Source organism: Rhizobium ruizarguesonis (assembly GCF_012349115.1).
Taxonomy (GTDB): domain Bacteria; phylum Pseudomonadota; class Alphaproteobacteria; order Rhizobiales; family Rhizobiaceae; genus Rhizobium; species Rhizobium ruizarguesonis.
The window spans coordinates 44,077-61,930 of the sequence record NZ_PQIG01000076.1 but is presented as its reverse complement, the minus strand read 5'-3'; the positions used below and the strand labels follow the sequence as shown (position 1 = coordinate 61,930).

Below are 17,854 nucleotides of genomic sequence, written 5' to 3'. Positions count from 1 at the left end.
TCCCTTATCCCACCGCTGCTAGCGACATTTCCGCTTTGAGCGACTGGCCGCGCGAAGCGCCGACAACCGCATCGACATCGAGGATGAGAGCGACGCGGCCGTCACCGAGAATGGTGGCGGCGGCAATGCCCGGCACATGGGTGTAGTTCGCTTCCAGGCTCTTGATGACCACCTGGCGCTGACCCTGGATGGCATCGACCATCAGAGCGCGCTGGCCGCCGCCTTCGGATTCCACCAGAAGCGCCACGCCCTCCACCGGATTGGCCTGGGTGGCGCGGAAGTTCAGGATGCGGCCGACGTCGACCAGCGGGCAGAAGCTGTTGCGGATCGAGATCAGCCGGTGGTTGGCACCGAAGGAGTGGATCGCGGCAGCTTCCGGCTGCAGGGTTTCGACGATCGCGGTCAGCGGCACGACCAGCGTCTGGCCGGCGACGGTGACCACCATGCCGTCAAGGACGGCGAGCGTCAGCGGCAGGCTCATGGTGAAGACCGAGCCGTGACCCGGCTTCGAGGTGATGTTGATGCGGCCGCCGAGCGCCTGGATCGAACGTTTGACGACGTCCATGCCGACGCCGCGGCCGGAGATGTCGGAGATCTTGTCGGCCGTCGAGAAGCCCGGCAGGAAGATCAGGTTGTCGATTTCCTCGTCCGACAGGTTGGAATCGGCCGGGATAAGGTCGTTGTCGATCGCCTTCTGGCGGACCTTCTCGCGGTTGATGCCGGCGCCGTCGTCGGCAAGCTCGATCAGGATGCGTCCCGAACGATGCTTGGCGGTCAGGCGGACCGTGCCTTCGGTGTTCTTGCCGGCGGCGGCACGCTTTTCGGGCGTTTCGATGCCGTGGTCGACGGCGTTGCGGATCATGTGGGTCAGCGGCTCGGCCAGCTTGTCGATGACCGTCTTGTCGACTTCGGTGTTTTCACCTTCGGTGATCAGGCGGATCGACTTGCCGGTCATATCGGCGATTTCGCGGACGATACGCGACATGCGCTGGAAGACCGGCTTTACCGGCTGCGCGCGGATCGCCATGACCGAGTCCTGGATCTCGCGGGTGAGCTGCTGCAGCTCCTCGAGGCCCATATTGATCGAGGAGGTGCCGGTCGTGTCGTTCTCGATGACGCTCTGCGACAGCATCGCCTGGTTGATGACCAATTCGCCGACGAGGTTGATCAGGCGGTCGACACGGTCGAGATCGACGCGGATCGTCTGGCCGGCGCCAGCGGCATTGTTCTGGGCGGCAGCACTTGCTGCGGCCGCTGCGGCGGCGGCCGATTCCTTCTTCTCGACGCGGGCGGCGACCATCTGCGTGACGTTGGAGGCGGTCTCCGCGGCGGCAACGGCGGCGGCGGTCTCTTCGGCGCGCGCGTCTGAGGCGGAAACCTCTTCCGTTGCGCCCGTTTCGTCCAGGATCGACAGATCGAAGGGAACCGGCACCATCGGCAGTTCGTCGTTGCTGGTCGCGTCGGCCCTTGCTTCTTCGACCGGCTTCACCGTCAGTTCGCAATCCCACTCGGCGAATTCGAAGACGGTGCGAATGGCGTCCTCGCCCTTGTCCGTCTTGATCGTGACGTTCCAGAAGAAATAAGCGCCTTCCGGATCGAGTTCCTCGAGGCCCGGCAGGTCATCCGTGTTGCAATAGATCGTCATTTCACCGAGGCGCGAGAGGTCACGCAGCAGCAGGGTGGCGTCATTGCCCTTGGAATAGAGTTCGTAGCGCGGCTTGAAGATGACTTCATAGGTCGGCATGTCGCCCGCATCGCCCTCGCCGCCGAAATCGTCGAAGGAAAAGGGGACTGGCTGGAAGCCGCTGTCGTCCGTCGGCTTGGGGGTCGGCGCCGGAGCGGGCTTTGCGGCGGCCCTCGGCGCAGGCGCCTCGACTGAGGCCGAGGGAGACGGCATCTCACCGTTGGCCAGCGCCTCGAGCTCCTTGACGAGGCCGCGGCTGCGGCTTTCATCGACACTGCCGCCGTCGCGCGCAGCGTTCGTCAGGTCGGCGAGCACGTCGGCCGACTTCAGCATCACCTTCAGGACATCCTGGTTCGGCTCAAGCTTGTTGGATCGAACGCAATCGAGAGTGGTCTCGAAGACATGGGCGAAGGCCACCAGATCGTCAAGGCCGAAGGCGCCGGCGCCACCCTTGATCGAATGCACGGCACGGAACACCGCATTGACGGTTTCCGGATCGCGATCGCCATCATTCATTTTCAGAAGACCGGATTCCAGCTCGGCGAGCTGTTCCTCGCACTCCTGGAAAAAGATCTCTTTGATTTCGTTCATATCCATAGGAGCAAATCCTGGGTTTAAGCGGTTACACGCTCAATGGCATCGATCAGCTTGGCCGGGTCAAAAGGCTTGACGATCCAGCCCGTGGCACCGGCCTGGCGGGCACGGTTCTTCTTTTCCGCGTCGCTTTCGGTGGTCAGAACCAGGATCGGGATCGCCCGATATTTCTCGTTGCGGCGAACACCTTCGATGAAGCCGAAACCATCGAGGCGCGGCATGTTGATGTCGGTCACGATGACGTCAGGATTGGACTCTTCGAGAACCTCGAGGCCCTCGATGCCGTCTTCCGCCTGGATCGTCTCGAAGCCGGCATTGTTCAGCGTCACGAGAAGCATGTTTCGGATGGTGCGGGAATCATCCACGGTCAGCACTTTTTTCTTCATTGCCGAATCTCCTTGGCAAGCAGGTGGTCAATATTGACGCCAACCAGCTGCATGGTTTTCTGAAATGCGTCGGACACCTTGGAGAAGGTGAACGGCTGCTTGTCCTGCTCCCAGGTCTTCTCGGCGGACATCAGAACCTGGGCGCAAAGAGCACCGATCCGTTCAACGCCGGAAGCGTCTATCGAAAGACCGCTACCCCGGAGAGAGAGGAGTTTATCGCGCAAGGCGGAAGCCTCGTTGAGGTCGAGCACCGCTGTCAAATCCAGCGTCTTGCCACTCTTCTTTGCTGCCATCAGCTTTTCCTTGTCCCCTTATCCCCGGCCCGAGAAGACGAGCTGAGGCGATCATCCGATAGGTTAGTAAACATTCCGCCCACCTCCGACGCTTGCGAAGGGCTGCGGAAGGCCAAAATCGTCATTTTCGTATCCGTCCTCGGTGAGTGCCGGACGGGCGGCGACCTCGATGGCGCGCGGCGGCGTCACGCGAACCGGCGCAGGGCGCCCGGCAGTCGCGTTTTCCCGGGCGATGCGGAATTCGCGAATCGTCTGGCCGAGCTCGAGAATGACGGTGTGGAGGTGGTCGGCGCCTTCAGCCGAACGCTCCGCAAGGCCGGCACTGTCCGCCACCTCGCCACCCAGGCCCTTGACGTCTGATGTCACGCTGTCGAGGCTTGCGGCATGTTCGCCGGTTCGGGTGGCGATGCCGGCGATGGCGGCGTTGATGTCGGTGACCTGACGTACGATGCTGCCGATCGAATTCTGTGTGCGGCCGACCATCTGCACGCCGGCATCGACCTGCGCCTTGGTCGTCGTCACCAGCGTCTTGATCTCGCGGGCGGCTTCGGCCGAGCGCTGGGCAAGGGCGCGGACTTCCTGGGCGACGACGGCAAAACCGCGGCCGGAATCGCCGGCGCGAGCAGCTTCGATGCCGGCATTCAGCGCCAGGAGATTGGTCTGGAAGGCGATCTCGTCGATCGCACCGATGATCTGGCCGATCTTTTCGGCCGACTGCTCGATATCGGCCATGGCGCTGATCGCGCGGCCGACGACCTCGCCGCTTTCCTCGACCGCAGCGCGCGTCGTGGCGGCCGCCTGTTCGGCAGCGCGGCTGTCGGCGGCGCCATCGCGGACGCTACCGGCGATGCCGGCAAGGGCCGCGGCGGAAAGCTGCAGCCGGTCGGCCTGGCCAGAAGCCGTGCCAGCAAACTGCCGCGACAGACCGGCAAGCGAGCCCGTCGCCGCTTCGGCCTTGACCGTGCGCTCGGTAATGGCGGTGAACTCGGCCTGGAGGCCATCCAACGCACCGTTCAGCGCGACGGCGATCCCGCCATAGGCGCCATCGCCGTCGACAGGCGCGCGTCGCGTCAGGTCGCGTGCGGACAGGCCTTCGATGACATCGCCGAAGATCCGGGCGATCTCGGCCTCGTTGTCGGCGCGCTGGTCGGCGAGCGCGCGCTGCTCCCCGGCGCGCAGCGCATTGAAGCGGAGCGAGACGGCAATTTCCACATCGACCATGACGATGCGGATGATCGCTGTCATCAGATCGGAGATTTCGCGGGTGCGGCGTTTGGCCGACGGCAGCAGCGGACGGCCGGCGATCTGCTCGGCAAGGCCGGAAACGACATGTTCCAGCATGACGCCATGGCCGGCCACGTGCCAGCGCGGGTCGAGGCCCATCTTGCTTTCAGTATCGGAGAGAACCTTGACGCGCTCGGCATAGAGGCTGTCGAACCGCGCATCCGTCAGCACGTCCCAATGCGAGGACTGCAGATCGTGCAGGCGCTCGACCTGGCGCTCGCTCTCGAAATTGCGCGAGGCGTCGGGGAATGACTGGAACCTGTGGAAGAGATCCCTGAGGCCTGCCTTCAGATGTGCTTCGAGGGCCGGCCGGTTGCGGCGCACCAGCTCGCACTGGTCGGCATCGAGACCGGCAAAGCGCAGACGGTCGCGCAAGCTGCCTGCCTGCGCGCCACGAGCCTGATCTGATGGCATGTCCTGCCTCAACGCCTGTCCCCAACCACTTTCCGGGCGAACGCCCGGCCAAAAACTTGCGCAGCATCCGTTGAACGCGAAGCGTTGAGACGGTCCTCACCACCGGTTACAACCGGCGGATCGAGCCCCCTGATCAGCTATGTTTCGGAGCTGTCTGAAGAGATGGATACCGGATCAACCCGGTACGGCGGGACGGCGTCATGCCTGGTGGGAACGAGTGCATCTTCCCATTCCGACGTGTAAACCAATGTTTATGGTTAATTCCTTGCTTGAAGGTTAATAAGCCTTTCGCGGTGCAGGCTTTTGAAGCAATTCAAGGCCGTTCACAACAAATACTGCTGCGGAGTTGCACGGCTGCTACAAGGCACACGCAAGCTCCGTGTTATATGCCGGTCGATAACCAAGACATGACGTCGACAAGGACAGAGCAATGATTGTTCTCGGATTGGGTTCCTGCTTGATTGCAATGACGCTGCTTGCCGCCGTCGCCCGTCTCGATTTTCTCGCTGCAAACCGCGATCTCCGCGCACTTCGGGTGTTCTAAAGCGCGTCGCGATCTTTCAGAAACGCTCTTCGCGCTTTAGATTTTTACATTTACGCATGTCGGTACCGCAGCTGCACAGTTTTGCGCGACATGCTTTAGACTGATCTCCACCCTTCCCCGTTGGCAGTCCGGCACCTTTGGTGTATCGCACTCGCGCCTTTCATGTCAGCGGAACTATCGGTTCATGTCCCCCAGATCTGGTCTCCTCATCGTTCTTGGCTTCACGCTCTGGCGCGTCGTCACGCTCAATTTCGATGCGACGGACCTTTTCGTCGACGAGGCGCAGTACTGGTTCTGGTCGCAGAATCTCGATCTCGGCTATTATTCCAAGCCGCCAATGATTGCCTGGGTGATCCGGGCGATGACCGAGCTTTCCGGCTCCAACGCCATCTATTGGATCAGGCTGCTCGGACCGCTGATCCACATGGCGGCGGCACTGGTGCTGATGAAGACGGCAAAACGTTTCGTCGGGCCGGAGATCGAAGGCTGGACGGGCGCCACCTACATCACGCTCCCCGGCGTCGCGCTTTCTTCGGTGTTCTTCTCGACCGACGTGATCCTGCTATTCTTCATCGCGATCGCGCTGCTTGCCTATTTCGGCCTGACGCAGCGACGCCCGGTCGGGCTGGCGCTCGTCATGGGCCTTAGCGTCGGCCTCGCCTTCCTGACGAAATATGCCGTGCTGTTCGTCGTTCCGGGCGGCGCGCTTGCCCTCCTCCTCATTCCGGCGGCACGCATCGCCATCCGGGATTTCATCATCGCGGTCGCGGTCGCGGCGGTCGTCGCCTTGCCGAACCTCTGGTGGAACCTGCAGCACGACAACACAACGGTGCGGCATACGCAGGATATTGCCCATTGGAGCGAACTCGGTATCAGTGTCCGCCGCGGGCTTGAATTTTTCTCCGCCCAGTTCGGCGTCGTCGGGCCGATCATCTTCTTTGCAATGCTCTGGGCGGTCTATCGCATGATCAAGGGTAGGAGCGACGATCGGGAAAAGATGCTGGTCTGGCTGTCGATGCCGGTGGTGGTGCTGATCACGCTGCAGGCAACGGTCGCCAAGGCCTATGCCAACTGGGCGGTCACTGCCTATGTCGCAGGCACCATCCTTGCCGTCTGGCTGCTTTACCGGATGTGGCCGAAGGGGCTCAGGTTGTCGCTGACCATCAACGGCATCGCCAGCCTGCTCTTTCCGCTGGCGACGATCTTTCCGCATCAGTTGCTGCTGCCGAACGGCGACGCGCTGATGAAGCGCTATCTCGGCCGTGCCGAAGTCAGCCGCGAGGCGGCCGCTCTCGCAGCTCAGGCGGGCACGGACATCATCGTCACCGACAATCGCGACATGGTCGCCGATCTTTTCTATACGCTCCGCGATACATCCTACCGGATCTATGCGCGGGCGCCCGCAGGCCTTCCGGAGAGCTATTACGAGCAGGAATTCGCTCTGCCGGCCGACATCACCGGCAAGGTGGTTTTCCTGACGGACGGACCCTTCACCTGCGCCACCGAGACGCCCGAGGTACTGAAGAACTGGCAGCCGACGGAAGGCAACTACAAGGGCAAGGCGCTTTCAGCCTACAAGGTCTCTGCCGCCTGCCTGGCGCCTGAGCCGGTTCAGCCTGCCCGATGACAGAGCCACGCGTCTTTTCGAGAGACGCAGAGGGCACTGTAACCCTTTGAATTATGCAGTGGGCAGGCAGAGGCCGGTGCCCGCCCCTTCGATCTCCACGAATTTGACGCCGCCTTCCTCGAAGGCGAGGCGCAGCTGCGCCTCCGTCGCGCGATGGATGTCGTGGTGCCGGCCTTCATAATCGCGGATGGTGCTGCGCGAGACGGCGGCCCTCTCGGCAAGATCGGTCTGGGTCCAGTCGAGCAGGCCACGCGCCGCGCGACAGAGAGCAGGAGTGAGAATTGTTTCCCTTGCGCCTTGACCCATGATTTCAAGTTGCCCATATTGGTCGATATAAACCATATATGTCATATTACGAACGGGATTTCCAGATCGGGAGACAGCGATGCCACACGATACGCCGTTGATTTCGACAATCGTCGGCGGCCTCGTGCTGGCTTTCATTTTCGGCGCCTTCGCCCATCGGCTGCGGATGCCGCCGCTCGTCGGTTATCTCATAGCCGGTGTGCTTGTGGGGCCACATACGCCAGGTTATGTGGCGGATCAGAACCTTGCGCCGGAGTTGGCCGAAATCGGTGTCATCCTGCTGATGTTCGGCGTCGGGCTGCATTTCTCCCTGAAAGACCTGCTGTCGGTGCGTGGCATCGCAGTGCCCGGCGCGATCGTGCAGATCGCCTTTGCGACACTGCTCGGCTGGGGGCTCGGCGCCTTCATGGGCTGGCCGACCGGCGGCAGCCTGGTCTTCGGCCTGGCGCTCTCGGTCGCCTCAACCGTGGTGCTCTTGAAAGCGCTGCAGGAGCGGCGTCTCGTCGAGACCGAGCGCGGCAGGATCGCCGTCGGCTGGCTGATCGTCGAGGATCTCGCCATGGTGCTGGCGCTGGTGCTGATCCCGGCCGCAGCCAGCATCGGCGGTGAGGGTCACGCTCCTGTCGAACCGCTCTCGGCCGGGTTGAACCGCCTGTTCGGCCTCGATCTCGGCATCGGCGGCATGATCGCCATGACGCTGGTGAAGGTGGCGCTGTTCGTGGCACTGATGCTGGTTTTCGGCCGCAAGCTCATTCCCTGGACGATGCACCGCATCGCCCATACCGGTTCGCGCGAGCTCTTCCGGCTCGGCGTGCTGGCGATCGCGCTCGGCGTCGCCTTCGGCGCGGCGAAGCTCTTTGGCGTGTCGCTGGCGCTCGGCGCCTTCTTCGCCGGCATGGTGCTTGCCGAAAGCGAGCTCAGCCATCGCGCCGCGCAGGAAAGCCTGCCGCTGCGCGACGCCTTTGCCGTGCTCTTCTTCGTCTCGGTCGGCATGCTGTTCGATCCGAACATCCTGATCGACAGGCCGCTGCCGATCCTCGCCACCATCTTCATCATCGTCATCGGCAAGTCCGTCGCCGCGCTCCTGATCGTGCTCGCCTTCAAGAAGCCGCTCGGCACGGCGCTGACGATTTCGGCCAGCCTCGGCCAGATCGGCGAATTCTCCTTCATCCTCGCCGCTCTCGGCGTCGAACTCGGGCTGCTGCCGGAGGAAGGCCGCGATCTGATCCTTGCCGGCGCCATCATCTCGATCATCCTCAATCCGCTGCTGTTCTTCCTCTGCGACCGCATGCGGCCGCTGCTGGATGGTGCAAAGCGCGAAGACGTCGTGGCGGACCCTGTTCCCGATGCAGATGCGATAGCAGCGCAGGAGGAGATGCCGCCTGAAGACGACGAGGTGCACCCGACCGCCCTCAGTGGCCACGCCATTCTCGTCGGCTACGGGCGGGTTGGCAGCATCGTCGGACAGAATCTCAAGTCGTCGGCCACGCCCTTCCTGGTCATCGAGGATTCCGACAAGCGCATCGGCGAGCTGAAGGCGCAGGGTATCGAAACCCTGGCGGGCAATGCGGTGATGCGGGAAACGCTCGACCTTGCCAATCTTTCTGGCGCCCGCAGCATTGCCATCGCCATCCCCAACGCCTTCGAGGCCTGCCGCATCGCCGAGCAGGCGCGTAGCGTCAATCCATCGATCCTCATCGTCGCCCGCGCCCATTCCGACGCCGAGGTCGATGAGTTGACGCACTATGGCGCCGACACTGTCATCATGGGCGAACGCGAAATCGCGCTGGGCATGGTTGACCGGCTCGCCCAAGTGCATCATGAGAGTGTGCCCTATGAAGACAGGCATGGGCCTGATACAATTATGCCGACGGATGACCCTCCGCCGGAAAGAGAATGAGAGATTGGCGCGCTTTTGAGCCGATACGGGAGTGACATCGCCGGGACGGAGAAGATGGAGCTGGACCAGCGCCGTCTGACGAGCCGTATCGCCGCCTCCCTCCTCGTCGCCATCCTTGCCTATCTCGGCCTGCTTTTCGGCGGCAACCTGGTGATCTCGCCGGCCGCCGCCGTCAATACGCTTTCCTCTTCCGGTCGAGATCCGCAGCCGCCGCAGCTGACTGCGCGTGATGCCGTGCGCGGGCTGCTTGCCACGGAGCGCAAGCTTGCACCGAAGCAGGCGGCGCATGACGCCGGACCGCTTGCCCTTGCCGCCGCCCCGGTTGTCGATTTTTCCGGCTGGACCATGGCCGCGCCTTTTCCGGCATTTGAAGCTTCGCTTCATGCCGCAGTCTCCAGGACCTATCAGCCGCGCGCACCGCCGGTCGCTGCCTGACGCTCGCGCCGATCGGCGCTTCCGACCATTGACGACATGCCGCCAGCGCCCGAGCGCCGGCCCTCGATATCAAGGAATACAACATGCGTACTTCACGATGGCTGGTGGTCACCTATACGGTGATCATCCTACTCGGCCTATTGATCGCCCTGCCGAACGTCCTGCCGCAATCCGTCCTCCAGCGCGTGCCGGCCTGGCTGCCGCATGAGCAGGTGTCACTCGGCCTCGACCTTCGCGGCGGTTCGCACCTCGTTCTGGAAGTCGACGAAGCCGACCTGACCAAGGAGCGGCTGCAGTCGCTGCTTCAGGACGCGCGGCGCGTGCTGCGCGAAAAGGGCATCCAGCCGAAAGCCGTGGTCCGCAGCCAGAACCAGATCGTCGTGACGCTTGCCGATGCCGCGCAGAGCGATGCTGCCGTCACCGAACTCAAGACGCTTGCCAACCCGATCAGCACTGGCCTCAGCGCCGGCCAGTCGGATCTGGCCGTCACTGCGAACGGCGCCACCATCACCGTCGGCTTCTCGCCGGCCGGCATCTCCGCCAATGTCGACAATGCCGTCCAGCAAAGCCTTGAAGTCATCCGCCAGCGCGTCGACCAGGTCGGCGTCTCCGAGCCGACCATCCAGCGCATCGGCGCCAATCGCGTGCTCGTCCAGCTTCCGGGCGCGCAGGATCCGTCACGCCTGCGCGAACTGCTCGGCTCCACCGCCAAGATGTCGTTCCACATGCTGTCGCCGAACAATGCGCCCGGACCCGGCGTGACCATGCTGAAGGACGATGAAGGCAGGTCGTATCCGGTCCTCGACCGCGTCGAAATCTCCGGCGACCGCCTTTCGGATGCCCGCGTCAGCTTCGACTCGAACACGCATGAGCCGATCGTCAGCTTCCGCTTCGACAGCGCCGGCGCCAGCCGCTTTGCCGAGATCACCCGCCAGAACGTCGGCAATCCCTTCGCCATCGTCCTCGACGACAAGGTGCTGAGCGCGCCTGTTATCCGCGAGCCGATCACCGGCGGTTCAGGCCAGATCTCCGGCAGTTTCTCGGCCGATAGCGCCACGACGCTGGCCGCCATGTTGCGCGCCGGCGCCCTGCCCGCGAAGCTGACGGTCATCGAAGAGCGCACCGTCGGCGCCGACCTCGGAGCCGATGCCATCAAGATGGGCATTTATTCCGGCATCGTCGGCTTTGTGCTCGTCGCAGCCTTCATCTTCGTTCTCTATGGCACCTGGGGCTTCCTGGCGAATATCGCGCTGTTGATCCACACGATCCTGACCTTCTCGGCGCTAACGCTGGTTGGTGCGACGCTGACGCTACCGGGCATTGCCGGTGTCGTTCTCGGCATCGGCCTTGCGGTCGACGCGAACGTTCTCATCAACGAGCGCATCCGCGAAGAAACGCGCAAGGGAAGGAGCGCCTTCGCCGCCATCGACACCGGCTTCCGCCGTGCCTATTCGACCATTATCGACGGCAACATGACGGCCCTGATCGCTGCGGCCATCCTGTTCTTTTTCGGCTCCGGACCGGTTCGCGGCTTTGCCGTGACCATGGCGCTCGGCCTGATCATCTCGATGTTCACATCGGTCGCCTTCGTGCGTGTCGCGATGATCGAGATCACCCGCCGCAGCAAGCTCAAGGTGCTGAACATCCGGCCGTTGATCCCGTTCAGCCCCTATGACAAGCACATCCAGTTCATGAAGGCGCGCTTCTTCGGCATCGCCGTTTCGGCGCTGCTTTCGATTGCCTCCGTCGTGCTCTTCATTCATCCGGGCCTCAACTACGGCGTCGATTTCCGCGGCGGCATCCAGATGGCCGTCAGGACCACCGGCCCGGCCGATCTCGGGACGTTCCGTGAAGGCTTGAACACGCTTGGTCTCGGCGAAATCTCGCTGCAGTCCTTCGGCGACAAAAACAGCATTCTCGTTCGCGCTCAACGGCAGGAAGGCGGCGAAGAGGCACAGACGGCAGCGGTAACCAAGCTGAAGGCCGAAGTCGCCAAGATCGATCCGACCGCCACCATCGAAGGCACCGACGTCATCGGTCCGAAGGTCAGCGGCGAGCTTGCCTGGGCCGGTATCCTGTCGGTGGTGATCGCAAGCTTCGCGATGCTCATCTACATCTGGGTGCGGTTCGAATGGCCGTTTGCCGTCGGCGCCATCGTCACGCTGGTGCTCGATGTCACCAAGGCGATCGGCTTCTTCGCGATCACCGGCCTCGACTTCAATTTGACGGCTATCGCCGCCATCCTGACGCTCGTCGGTTACTCGGTGAACGACAAAGTCGTCGTCTATGACCGCATGCGCGAAAACATGCGGCTCTATAAGTCGATGCCGCTGCGCGAAATCATCGACAAGTCGATCAACGAGACCCTGGCGCGAAGCCTTTACACCAATGCGACGGCCTTCCTCGCGCTGGTGCCGATGGCGATCTGGGGCGGTAGTGCTGTCTCGAGCTTCGCGATCCCGATGGTCTTCGGCATTCTCGTGGCCGGCGCCTCGTCGATCTTCATCGCGGCACCCATCCTGCTCTTCCTCGGCGACTGGCGCCGCCGCCATGCCAAGGCAGCGGCAACCGATACGGCAGTCGAGATCATCCCCCCGGAACAGGGTCGCCCGCGCAAGTCCGCGAGCTAGCGCATAACCCCGAAAATCGGAATCGATTTTCGGCAAGGATTATACGCAATTCAAAGTGATAGAGCGTCCTTTGCGCGTCTCAAAAGACGCGCGGCGCTCTATTCCGTTTTTAACGCATCCTTGAAGAGGGCGCCGGTTGCAGAGCCGGCGCCCTCTTTCTATTGTCGGCTGCTGCATTATGTGCCAATTCAACGTGTTACAGCGTCCTTTGCGCGCCTGAAAAGACGCGCGGCGCTGCAATTGAGATCGGGGAAACCGCTAGATGTCATCCAACCCGACAAGACCGCCGGAAACCACCGTTGCCGGAGACAGCGAGGAGCGCATCAAGCGTTTTCTCGCGACCGCTTCGCACGACCTGCAATCACCGCTCCGCCATATCGCCATGTATGCCGAGTTGCTGCTCGATGATCTCGAGGAGACGCTCGACGGCGAACAGCTTCAGAGCCTCCGGATGATCCTGGAAAAGGCGCAGACGGCGCAGCGGCTCACCAAGGCGTTGATGAGCCTTGCCGGCGGCACACCTCAGGTGACGCCTGAAGAGGTCGATCTGCAGGCGCTGGCCGAAAATGTCTGGGGCGAACTGACCGACGAGGCGGCCGTCCGTGAGGCAACGCTTGAAAGCGACGGCCTGCCTTCCATCCGGACCGACCCTGCCCTCTTCGGTCTGGTGCTGCGGCATCTTTTGACCAATGCCCTCACCTATCGCAGCGAAGCGTCGCCGCATGTCGCCATTGCCGCGGAGCGCGAGGGGACGGACTGGTTCATCCGGATTTCCGACAATGGGACGGGCATCGATCCGGCTTATCGGGAGCGAATATTCGAGCCGTTCTGGAAATTGCCGAAGGCGGGAGCGGTCCAGGGCGCTGGTCTCGGATTGACGACGGCGCGGGAGTTTCTAACGGCGCTTGGCGGCGATATCAGCCTTGAACATTCGGATGCGAGCGGCAGCTGTTTCATCATCCGCCTTCCCATCGCTTGATGGTTAGATGCTGTAATCGTCCTTCCAGAAATCCGGAACGTCATAGGTTACATATTCGCGGATGATGTGCTGCAGCGTCTGGGCATCGATTTCGTCCTTGCCGATGCGGAAATCGACGCCGTAATCCGGGAATTCCTGAAAATAGCCACCCGATATATCGGTCGAGACGACGCCGATCGGGCCGGTGTAACCGATGCCGCGCAACTCCGGCACCGTTTCGCGGAAATCGGCATTTGGCAGCAGGCGGTTGTCGAGCAGGATGAGATCGAAGCGCGCCAAGCGGATCTTTTCCAGCGCGTCACCGATCGATGGCGAATATTCAACCTCGACGGCCGGCTCGGAGAGATCGGCGATCTTCTTCTTGAGCGCGCGGAATTCGATGAATTCGTCATCGACAAAGAGAACTTTGACGGTGTTCCTCCGGCTCGTTTCGGTGATCATCGTCTCATTTCCCCAATCCCGAAACCATCTTCACGAAACCAAACCATTCCTCAAGGCGATCGCCACCATATGAACGCGGTTGACAGCGTCAAGTTTGCGCGCGGCCGCGGTGATGTGCGAATTGACCGTATGTTCGGAGAGACCGAGAATGATGGCGATTTCCGCCGACGTCTTGCCTTCGCTCGTCCATTTGACGATTTCCGATTCGCGCTGGGTCAGCCGTCCGGACATTTCCGGCGTCAGGATTTCCTCGTAGAGCTTGTCGAAAATGCGCATGGCGTCGAGAAGCATGTCGGCGATCTCACTCTGATCCGGCTCCGGACGCTCGCCGCTGAGCACGAGGCAATATCGCCGCCCTTCCGGCGTAAACAGCGGGATGAAGAGAAAGACGCCACCCAGGAATTCGTTGAAAACAAGATCGGACGGATAAACTTCCGGCTGTGCGCTCCTGCCATGGACCGGCGTTGCCAGGAACTGGGCGGTCTTTGCCCGGACGGTTCCCAGCGCTTCCTTCAACGTCGTGATGAAAAGGCCGACACGCCGGTCGGCGACATTGGTGATGAGGATATCGCGTTCACCGAAAGGGGCCGAAGCCTCGGAAATGCGGGCAAGCGCGAAATTGTCGAAGTTGTAATGCTGCGCCGCCGACTTCAGCAGGCGGAAAAAATCGGTGCGGTTGATCGCCCGGCTAAGCTCCGGTCCGGCATGAAAGGGAATTGCCGGGGCATTGCTCATTCCCACTCTTCCTCTCCTCCCGCCGATACCTCTAATCCCGAAATCTTGGGATATACGTCTTAAACGCGAAGAGCTACAAAAATTGCGAGACGGTTGATGAGAGATATCGAAAACGGGGACTTTCGATATGTAAGGCGGAAATCATCAATTATCTCAACGACAGGTGATGCACGGGCAGATTTTACTGAGGGGCAGTAGTTCTTACCTGGGTATCGTATTCTTCCTGCATTCAACATCCATGAATGCGAGAAGGCAGTGCCAGACGTAAGCGCGAGAGAGCCGAAGACCCATTCAGCTAAGGGGTTGGCTGATGTTCGTGGCGGCGAACGCGGGTTGATCGGTTCTCTCAGCGCTTATTTTTGCGTTCCATATTCTTCGCTCCGGTTGCATCTTGTGATGCGTCCTCGACCTTGTCAATTGCGGTTTGTCATATGGCTTGGACGAATGAGAGAGAATAGGTCATACGGCTCTCGCCGTTTTCTACATCTCAAGATTGAGAATGATCGTGGCAAGGTCAAGTGGCTTTTCCAGATAGACATCGGCGCCGGCATCGAGTGAGCGTGCGCGGTCCTCGGCAGCATCCGATCCGCTGCAGATAGCAAGCCGCATCGCCTTGAAACGATCATCCAGGCGCAACCGAGTGATGAGGCTGATGCCGCTGTCGAGTGGCATGTAGAGATCGGCGACCAGCAGGTCAGGCGGGGCCTTGCCTTCCGCCGCGCGCGTCTCCAGCGCCTCCAGCGCCATTTCGGCCGTGGAGAAACAGAATAGATCGACGTCAATCTGCTGCTTTCTGCAGATATAGTCGAGATAGAAGAGGTCATCCTTACTGTCGTCAACATAAAATAAGGTGGTCATCTAGCACCGCAATTTGGATATTGTTCGAATGAACCTCGCTGTCCTTCGACGTCACCATATCGCGGTTCCACTGAAATTCGATATACCTTATCGCAGATCATTTCGCAAAAAGCATGGCACCGCCCTGCCTTGCCTATTGAGTATTCCTCGATTTCGGAAAAGATGGCCGCGCGAACCGAAGGAGGACACACGGGTGCAGGATCAGGGCAACGTGGACCTGCAGGACCAGCCAAGGCGGCACTACCGTGCCTTTGCGATTGCGGTCGGCTTCATGATGTTCCTTCTCGGCGTGACTGCCCTTGCCGGCTGGCTGCTGCAGGTCGAGATTGTCATTTCGCTGGTTCCCGGCTTTCCGTCGATGGCCTTCAACACCGCGCTCTGCTTCGTGCTTTCCGGCGTGGGGCTTGCCGCCTCGACACTGGCGGCCCGCCGTTTTCGCATAACGGCAACGATCACGGCGGGGCTTGCGGCGGCGATCGCTGCGGCCCGGCTCGTGGAAATCGTCACAATCGGGCGGACTTTTCACAATGTCGACATGTTGATCACGCGTTTCCTGGTTCCGCCCGATTTCATCGCCAAGATCGGCGGCGGCATGGGGCCGAACACCGCTTTGGTCTTCCTGATCGCCAATCTTTCGGTACTGCTCTCGCTCCACGTGGAGAAGAAAAGCCAGGTCGTGCAGGAACTGACGAGCTATGTCGTTATCACGCTCGGCATGATCGCGCTGGCCGGCTATGTCACCGATGCCGAACAGGGTTACCGCTGGGGACCCTATGCGGCGATGGCGCTGCATACGGCGATCGGCATTGTGATCTTCGGCTCGGGGCTTCTCGCCCGCTCCTGGTGGATGCAGCCGACAAACCGGGCACAGATCCCGCTGTGGATCCCGGCTGCAGTCTGCTTCACCGGCATTCTCGTCGATCTCTACACGCCGCTGGGTGTCGCCAACGGCATTCTCTATGTGCCGCTGGTGTTGACGGCGCTCTGGTTCGGCAACAGAAATGCGCCGCTTTTCTTCGCCTTTGCCTGCACCGTGCTCCTGATGCTCGGCTTTTTCGCCGTCAGGCACGACGAAGCGGCGTTCTGGCAGGAGATCGCCAACCGCACTATTACAGCTGCCACGCTCTGGCTGATCGCGCTTCTCGTCTTCTATTTCATGCGCAACAATTATAACCTGGAAAGCGAGCGCGTCCGCTTCGGCGCGCTGGTGCGTGGCACCCCTGATGCCGTCGTCGTCATCGACGAGCGTGGAACGATCAAGAATTTCAATCCGGCGGCTGAAAGCATGTTCGGTTACTCCCTGCAGGAGACGATCGGCCGGAACATCAAGATGCTGATGCCCGAACCCTACCATTCCGAGCACGACGGCTATCTCGGCCATTACCGGCAGACCGGCGAGGAGCGCATCATCGGTACGACGCGCATGGTCTCCGGGCGACGCAAGAACGGCATCGTCTTTCCGATCGATGTTTCCATCAGCGCCGTCGTCACCGGCCATACAAAAACCTTCGTCGGTATCGTGCGCGACATCAGCGAGCGCGTCCGGCAGGAAGAACGGATGAAAACGACGCTTTCCCAGCTCGAGGCTTATACGGCCGAGCTCGAGCGCAGCAACCACGACCTCGATGAATTCGCCTATATCGCCTCGCATGACCTCAAGGAACCGCTACGCGGCCTGCACAACCATTCCCGCTTCCTCTTGGAGGACTATGAAGACAAGCTCGACCAGGACGGCGTGCGCCGGCTGAACCGGCTCGTGCGCCTCAGCCAGCGCATGGAGAAACTCGTCAACGACCTTCTTTATTTCTCTCGGCTCGGGCGGCAGCAACTGGCGGTCAAACGCACCGATATCGGCCTGATCGTCAAGGATGTCGTCGCGACGATGGAGCTGTTGCTGGAGGAGCGGCATGCCAAGGTCATCATTGACGGCCGGCTGCCGGAGGTGGTCTGCGACGCGCCGCGGCTGACCGAAGTGTTCCGCAATCTCATCACCAATGCGATCAAATACAACGACAAGCCGGCGCCGCTCGTCTCGATCGGTTACCTCGATCGGTTCGTCGGTCAGGACGGCACGGTTGCCCGCAACGTGTTTTTCGTTAAGGATAACGGCAAGGGCATCCCGCAGGAATTCCACGAGGATATTTTCCGCATTTTCAAGCGGCTGGAAAAGTCGCAGGATTCCGACGACGGCACCGGAGCAGGCCTTACCTTCGTCCGCAAGATCATCGCGCGGCACAATGGCGATATCTGGCTGGAATCCGAGGTCGGCACCGGCACGACATTTTATTTCACCCTGGGAAAAAAGCGCGAGGGGCAGAATGCAGCAGCGTGACACGCAACCGATCCTGATCGTCGAGGACAGCGAGGACGATTTCGAAGCGACGATGCGCGCCTTCAAACGCACCAACCTGCGCAACTCGATCCGCTGGGCGGCCTCCGGTCAGGAAGCGCTCGACATGCTCGGCTCGATGGTGCCGAAACCGGGACTGATCCTGCTCGATCTCAACATGCCGGGCCTTGACGGCCGCAAGACGCTGGAGGCGATCAAGTCGAACGCCGGCTGGCGCAAGATCCCGGTGGTGATCCTCACGACCTCCGACGACGAGCGCGATATCGAAGGCTGCTATGCGCTCGGCGCCAATACCTATGTGCAGAAGCCGGTCGATCTCGACGGGCTCTTCGCCGCGATCCAGCGGCTGAAGGAATACTGGTTCGAAATCGCGATCCTGCCGCTCGAGGACTGA

At 61.5% G+C, this 17,854-nt stretch carries 15 protein-coding genes; 7 read left to right on the top strand and 8 right to left on the bottom strand.

Annotated features, from left to right (window positions below; genetic code table 11):
- Nucleotides 1-4 precede the first annotated feature (4 nt).
- The 4 genes from C3Y91_RS15390 to C3Y91_RS15375 all read right to left on the bottom strand — a co-directional run bounded on the left by C3Y91_RS15390 (nucleotide 5) and on the right by C3Y91_RS15375 (nucleotide 4,655).
- Entirely contained in the window at nucleotides 5-2,281 is a 2,277-nt protein-coding gene (locus C3Y91_RS15390) for a chemotaxis protein CheA (protein WP_130685923.1), read from the bottom strand.
- A 17-nt stretch (nucleotides 2,282-2,298) separates the two neighbouring features.
- The gene (cheY1, locus tag C3Y91_RS15385) at nucleotides 2,299-2,664 is read right to left on the bottom strand and encodes a chemotaxis response regulator CheY1 (RefSeq protein WP_003545492.1); all 366 of its coding nucleotides are present in this window, start codon (nucleotides 2,662-2,664) and stop codon (nucleotides 2,299-2,301) included.
- A complete protein-coding gene (locus C3Y91_RS15380; protein ID WP_003545491.1) occupies nucleotides 2,661-2,957 on the bottom strand; it encodes an STAS domain-containing protein in 297 nt (98 codons plus the stop codon). Before C3Y91_RS15380 ends, cheY1 begins: the two co-directional genes overlap by 4 nt.
- Nucleotides 2,958-3,020: 63 nt before the next feature.
- Nucleotides 3,021-4,655: a globin-coupled sensor protein gene (locus C3Y91_RS15375; RefSeq protein WP_130680995.1), complete on the bottom strand. Its 1,635-nt coding sequence runs from the start codon at nucleotides 4,653-4,655 to the stop codon at nucleotides 3,021-3,023.
- 728 nt (nucleotides 4,656-5,383) lie between these two features.
- Between C3Y91_RS15375 and C3Y91_RS15370 the strand changes: the two genes are divergently transcribed.
- A complete protein-coding gene (locus C3Y91_RS15370; RefSeq protein ID WP_130685922.1) occupies nucleotides 5,384-6,826 on the top strand; it encodes an ArnT family glycosyltransferase in 1,443 nt (480 codons plus the stop codon).
- Between the two features lie 51 nt (nucleotides 6,827-6,877).
- On the opposite strand, the gene C3Y91_RS15365 is transcribed toward C3Y91_RS15370, so the two are convergent.
- Complete coding sequence (locus C3Y91_RS15365; protein WP_017990271.1) at nucleotides 6,878-7,177, bottom strand: helix-turn-helix transcriptional regulator; 300 nt, start codon at nucleotides 7,175-7,177, stop codon at nucleotides 6,878-6,880.
- A gap of 34 nt (nucleotides 7,178-7,211) precedes the next feature.
- On the opposite strand from C3Y91_RS15365, the gene ybaL reads away from it, so the two are divergent.
- From ybaL to C3Y91_RS15345, 4 genes are all read left to right on the top strand, one after another.
- Nucleotides 7,212-9,032, top strand: a complete 1,821-nt coding sequence (ybaL, locus tag C3Y91_RS15360) for a YbaL family putative K(+) efflux transporter (RefSeq protein WP_130685921.1) — start codon at nucleotides 7,212-7,214, stop codon at nucleotides 9,030-9,032.
- Nucleotides 9,033-9,086: 54 nt separating this feature from the next.
- Entirely contained in the window at nucleotides 9,087-9,467 is a 381-nt protein-coding gene (locus tag C3Y91_RS15355; RefSeq protein ID WP_024320951.1) for a hypothetical protein, read from the top strand.
- Nucleotides 9,468-9,550: 83 nt separating this feature from the next.
- A complete protein-coding gene (gene secD / locus C3Y91_RS15350) occupies nucleotides 9,551-12,097 on the top strand; it encodes a protein translocase subunit SecD (protein ID WP_018072546.1) in 2,547 nt (848 codons plus the stop codon).
- Nucleotides 12,098-12,359: 262 nt separating this feature from the next.
- Nucleotides 12,360-13,076: a sensor histidine kinase gene (locus C3Y91_RS15345; protein WP_018072545.1), complete on the top strand. Its 717-nt coding sequence runs from the start codon at nucleotides 12,360-12,362 to the stop codon at nucleotides 13,074-13,076.
- A 3-nt stretch (nucleotides 13,077-13,079) separates the two neighbouring features.
- On the opposite strand, the gene C3Y91_RS15340 is transcribed toward C3Y91_RS15345, so the two are convergent.
- From C3Y91_RS15340 to C3Y91_RS15330, 3 genes are all read right to left on the bottom strand, one after another.
- Nucleotides 13,080-13,517, bottom strand: a complete 438-nt coding sequence (locus tag C3Y91_RS15340) for a response regulator (protein ID WP_018072544.1) — start codon at nucleotides 13,515-13,517, stop codon at nucleotides 13,080-13,082.
- A gap of 30 nt (nucleotides 13,518-13,547) precedes the next feature.
- On the bottom strand, nucleotides 13,548-14,252 hold the full coding sequence (locus C3Y91_RS15335; RefSeq protein WP_168575552.1) for a helix-turn-helix transcriptional regulator: 705 nt from the start codon (nucleotides 14,250-14,252) through the stop codon (nucleotides 13,548-13,550).
- 480 nt (nucleotides 14,253-14,732) lie between these two features.
- Complete coding sequence (locus C3Y91_RS15330) at nucleotides 14,733-15,110, bottom strand: response regulator (RefSeq protein WP_018493748.1); 378 nt, start codon at nucleotides 15,108-15,110, stop codon at nucleotides 14,733-14,735.
- Nucleotides 15,111-15,138: 28 nt separating this feature from the next.
- Between C3Y91_RS15330 and C3Y91_RS15325 the strand changes: the two genes are divergently transcribed.
- The gene (locus tag C3Y91_RS15325; protein ID WP_174826517.1) at nucleotides 15,139-17,442 is read left to right on the top strand and encodes a sensor histidine kinase; all 2,304 of its coding nucleotides are present in this window, start codon (nucleotides 15,139-15,141) and stop codon (nucleotides 17,440-17,442) included.
- On the top strand, nucleotides 17,429-17,854 hold the full coding sequence (locus C3Y91_RS15320; RefSeq protein WP_018072540.1) for a response regulator: 426 nt from the start codon (nucleotides 17,429-17,431) through the stop codon (nucleotides 17,852-17,854). Before C3Y91_RS15325 ends, C3Y91_RS15320 begins: the two co-directional genes overlap by 14 nt.

What these genes read in the sequence shown, in the direction of transcription:
- C3Y91_RS15390 (WP_130685923.1), bottom strand. Translation starts at nt 2,281, where the DNA reads ATGGATATGAACGAAATCAAAGAGATCTTTTTCCAGGAGTGCGAGGAA.
- C3Y91_RS15345 (WP_018072545.1), top strand. Translation starts at nt 12,360, where the DNA reads ATGTCATCCAACCCGACAAGACCGCCGGAAACCACCGTTGCCGGAGAC.
- secD (WP_018072546.1), top strand. Translation starts at nt 9,551, where the DNA reads ATGCGTACTTCACGATGGCTGGTGGTCACCTATACGGTGATCATCCTA.
- C3Y91_RS15355 (WP_024320951.1), top strand. Translation starts at nt 9,087, where the DNA reads ATGGAGCTGGACCAGCGCCGTCTGACGAGCCGTATCGCCGCCTCCCTC.
- C3Y91_RS15365 (WP_017990271.1), bottom strand. Translation starts at nt 7,177, where the DNA reads ATGACATATATGGTTTATATCGACCAATATGGGCAACTTGAAATCATG.
- C3Y91_RS15380 (WP_003545491.1), bottom strand. Translation starts at nt 2,957, where the DNA reads ATGGCAGCAAAGAAGAGTGGCAAGACGCTGGATTTGACAGCGGTGCTC.
- C3Y91_RS15370 (WP_130685922.1), top strand. Translation starts at nt 5,384, where the DNA reads ATGTCCCCCAGATCTGGTCTCCTCATCGTTCTTGGCTTCACGCTCTGG.
- C3Y91_RS15335 (WP_168575552.1), bottom strand. Translation starts at nt 14,252, where the DNA reads ATGAGCAATGCCCCGGCAATTCCCTTTCATGCCGGACCGGAGCTTAGC.
- cheY1 (WP_003545492.1), bottom strand. Translation starts at nt 2,664, where the DNA reads ATGAAGAAAAAAGTGCTGACCGTGGATGATTCCCGCACCATCCGAAAC.
- C3Y91_RS15340 (WP_018072544.1), bottom strand. Translation starts at nt 13,517, where the DNA reads ATGATCACCGAAACGAGCCGGAGGAACACCGTCAAAGTTCTCTTTGTC.
- C3Y91_RS15325 (WP_174826517.1), top strand. Translation starts at nt 15,139, where the DNA reads ATGAACCTCGCTGTCCTTCGACGTCACCATATCGCGGTTCCACTGAAA.
- C3Y91_RS15330 (WP_018493748.1), bottom strand. Translation starts at nt 15,110, where the DNA reads ATGACCACCTTATTTTATGTTGACGACAGTAAGGATGACCTCTTCTAT.
- C3Y91_RS15320 (WP_018072540.1), top strand. Translation starts at nt 17,429, where the DNA reads ATGCAGCAGCGTGACACGCAACCGATCCTGATCGTCGAGGACAGCGAG.
- C3Y91_RS15375 (WP_130680995.1), bottom strand. Translation starts at nt 4,655, where the DNA reads ATGCCATCAGATCAGGCTCGTGGCGCGCAGGCAGGCAGCTTGCGCGAC.
- ybaL (WP_130685921.1), top strand. Translation starts at nt 7,212, where the DNA reads ATGCCACACGATACGCCGTTGATTTCGACAATCGTCGGCGGCCTCGTG.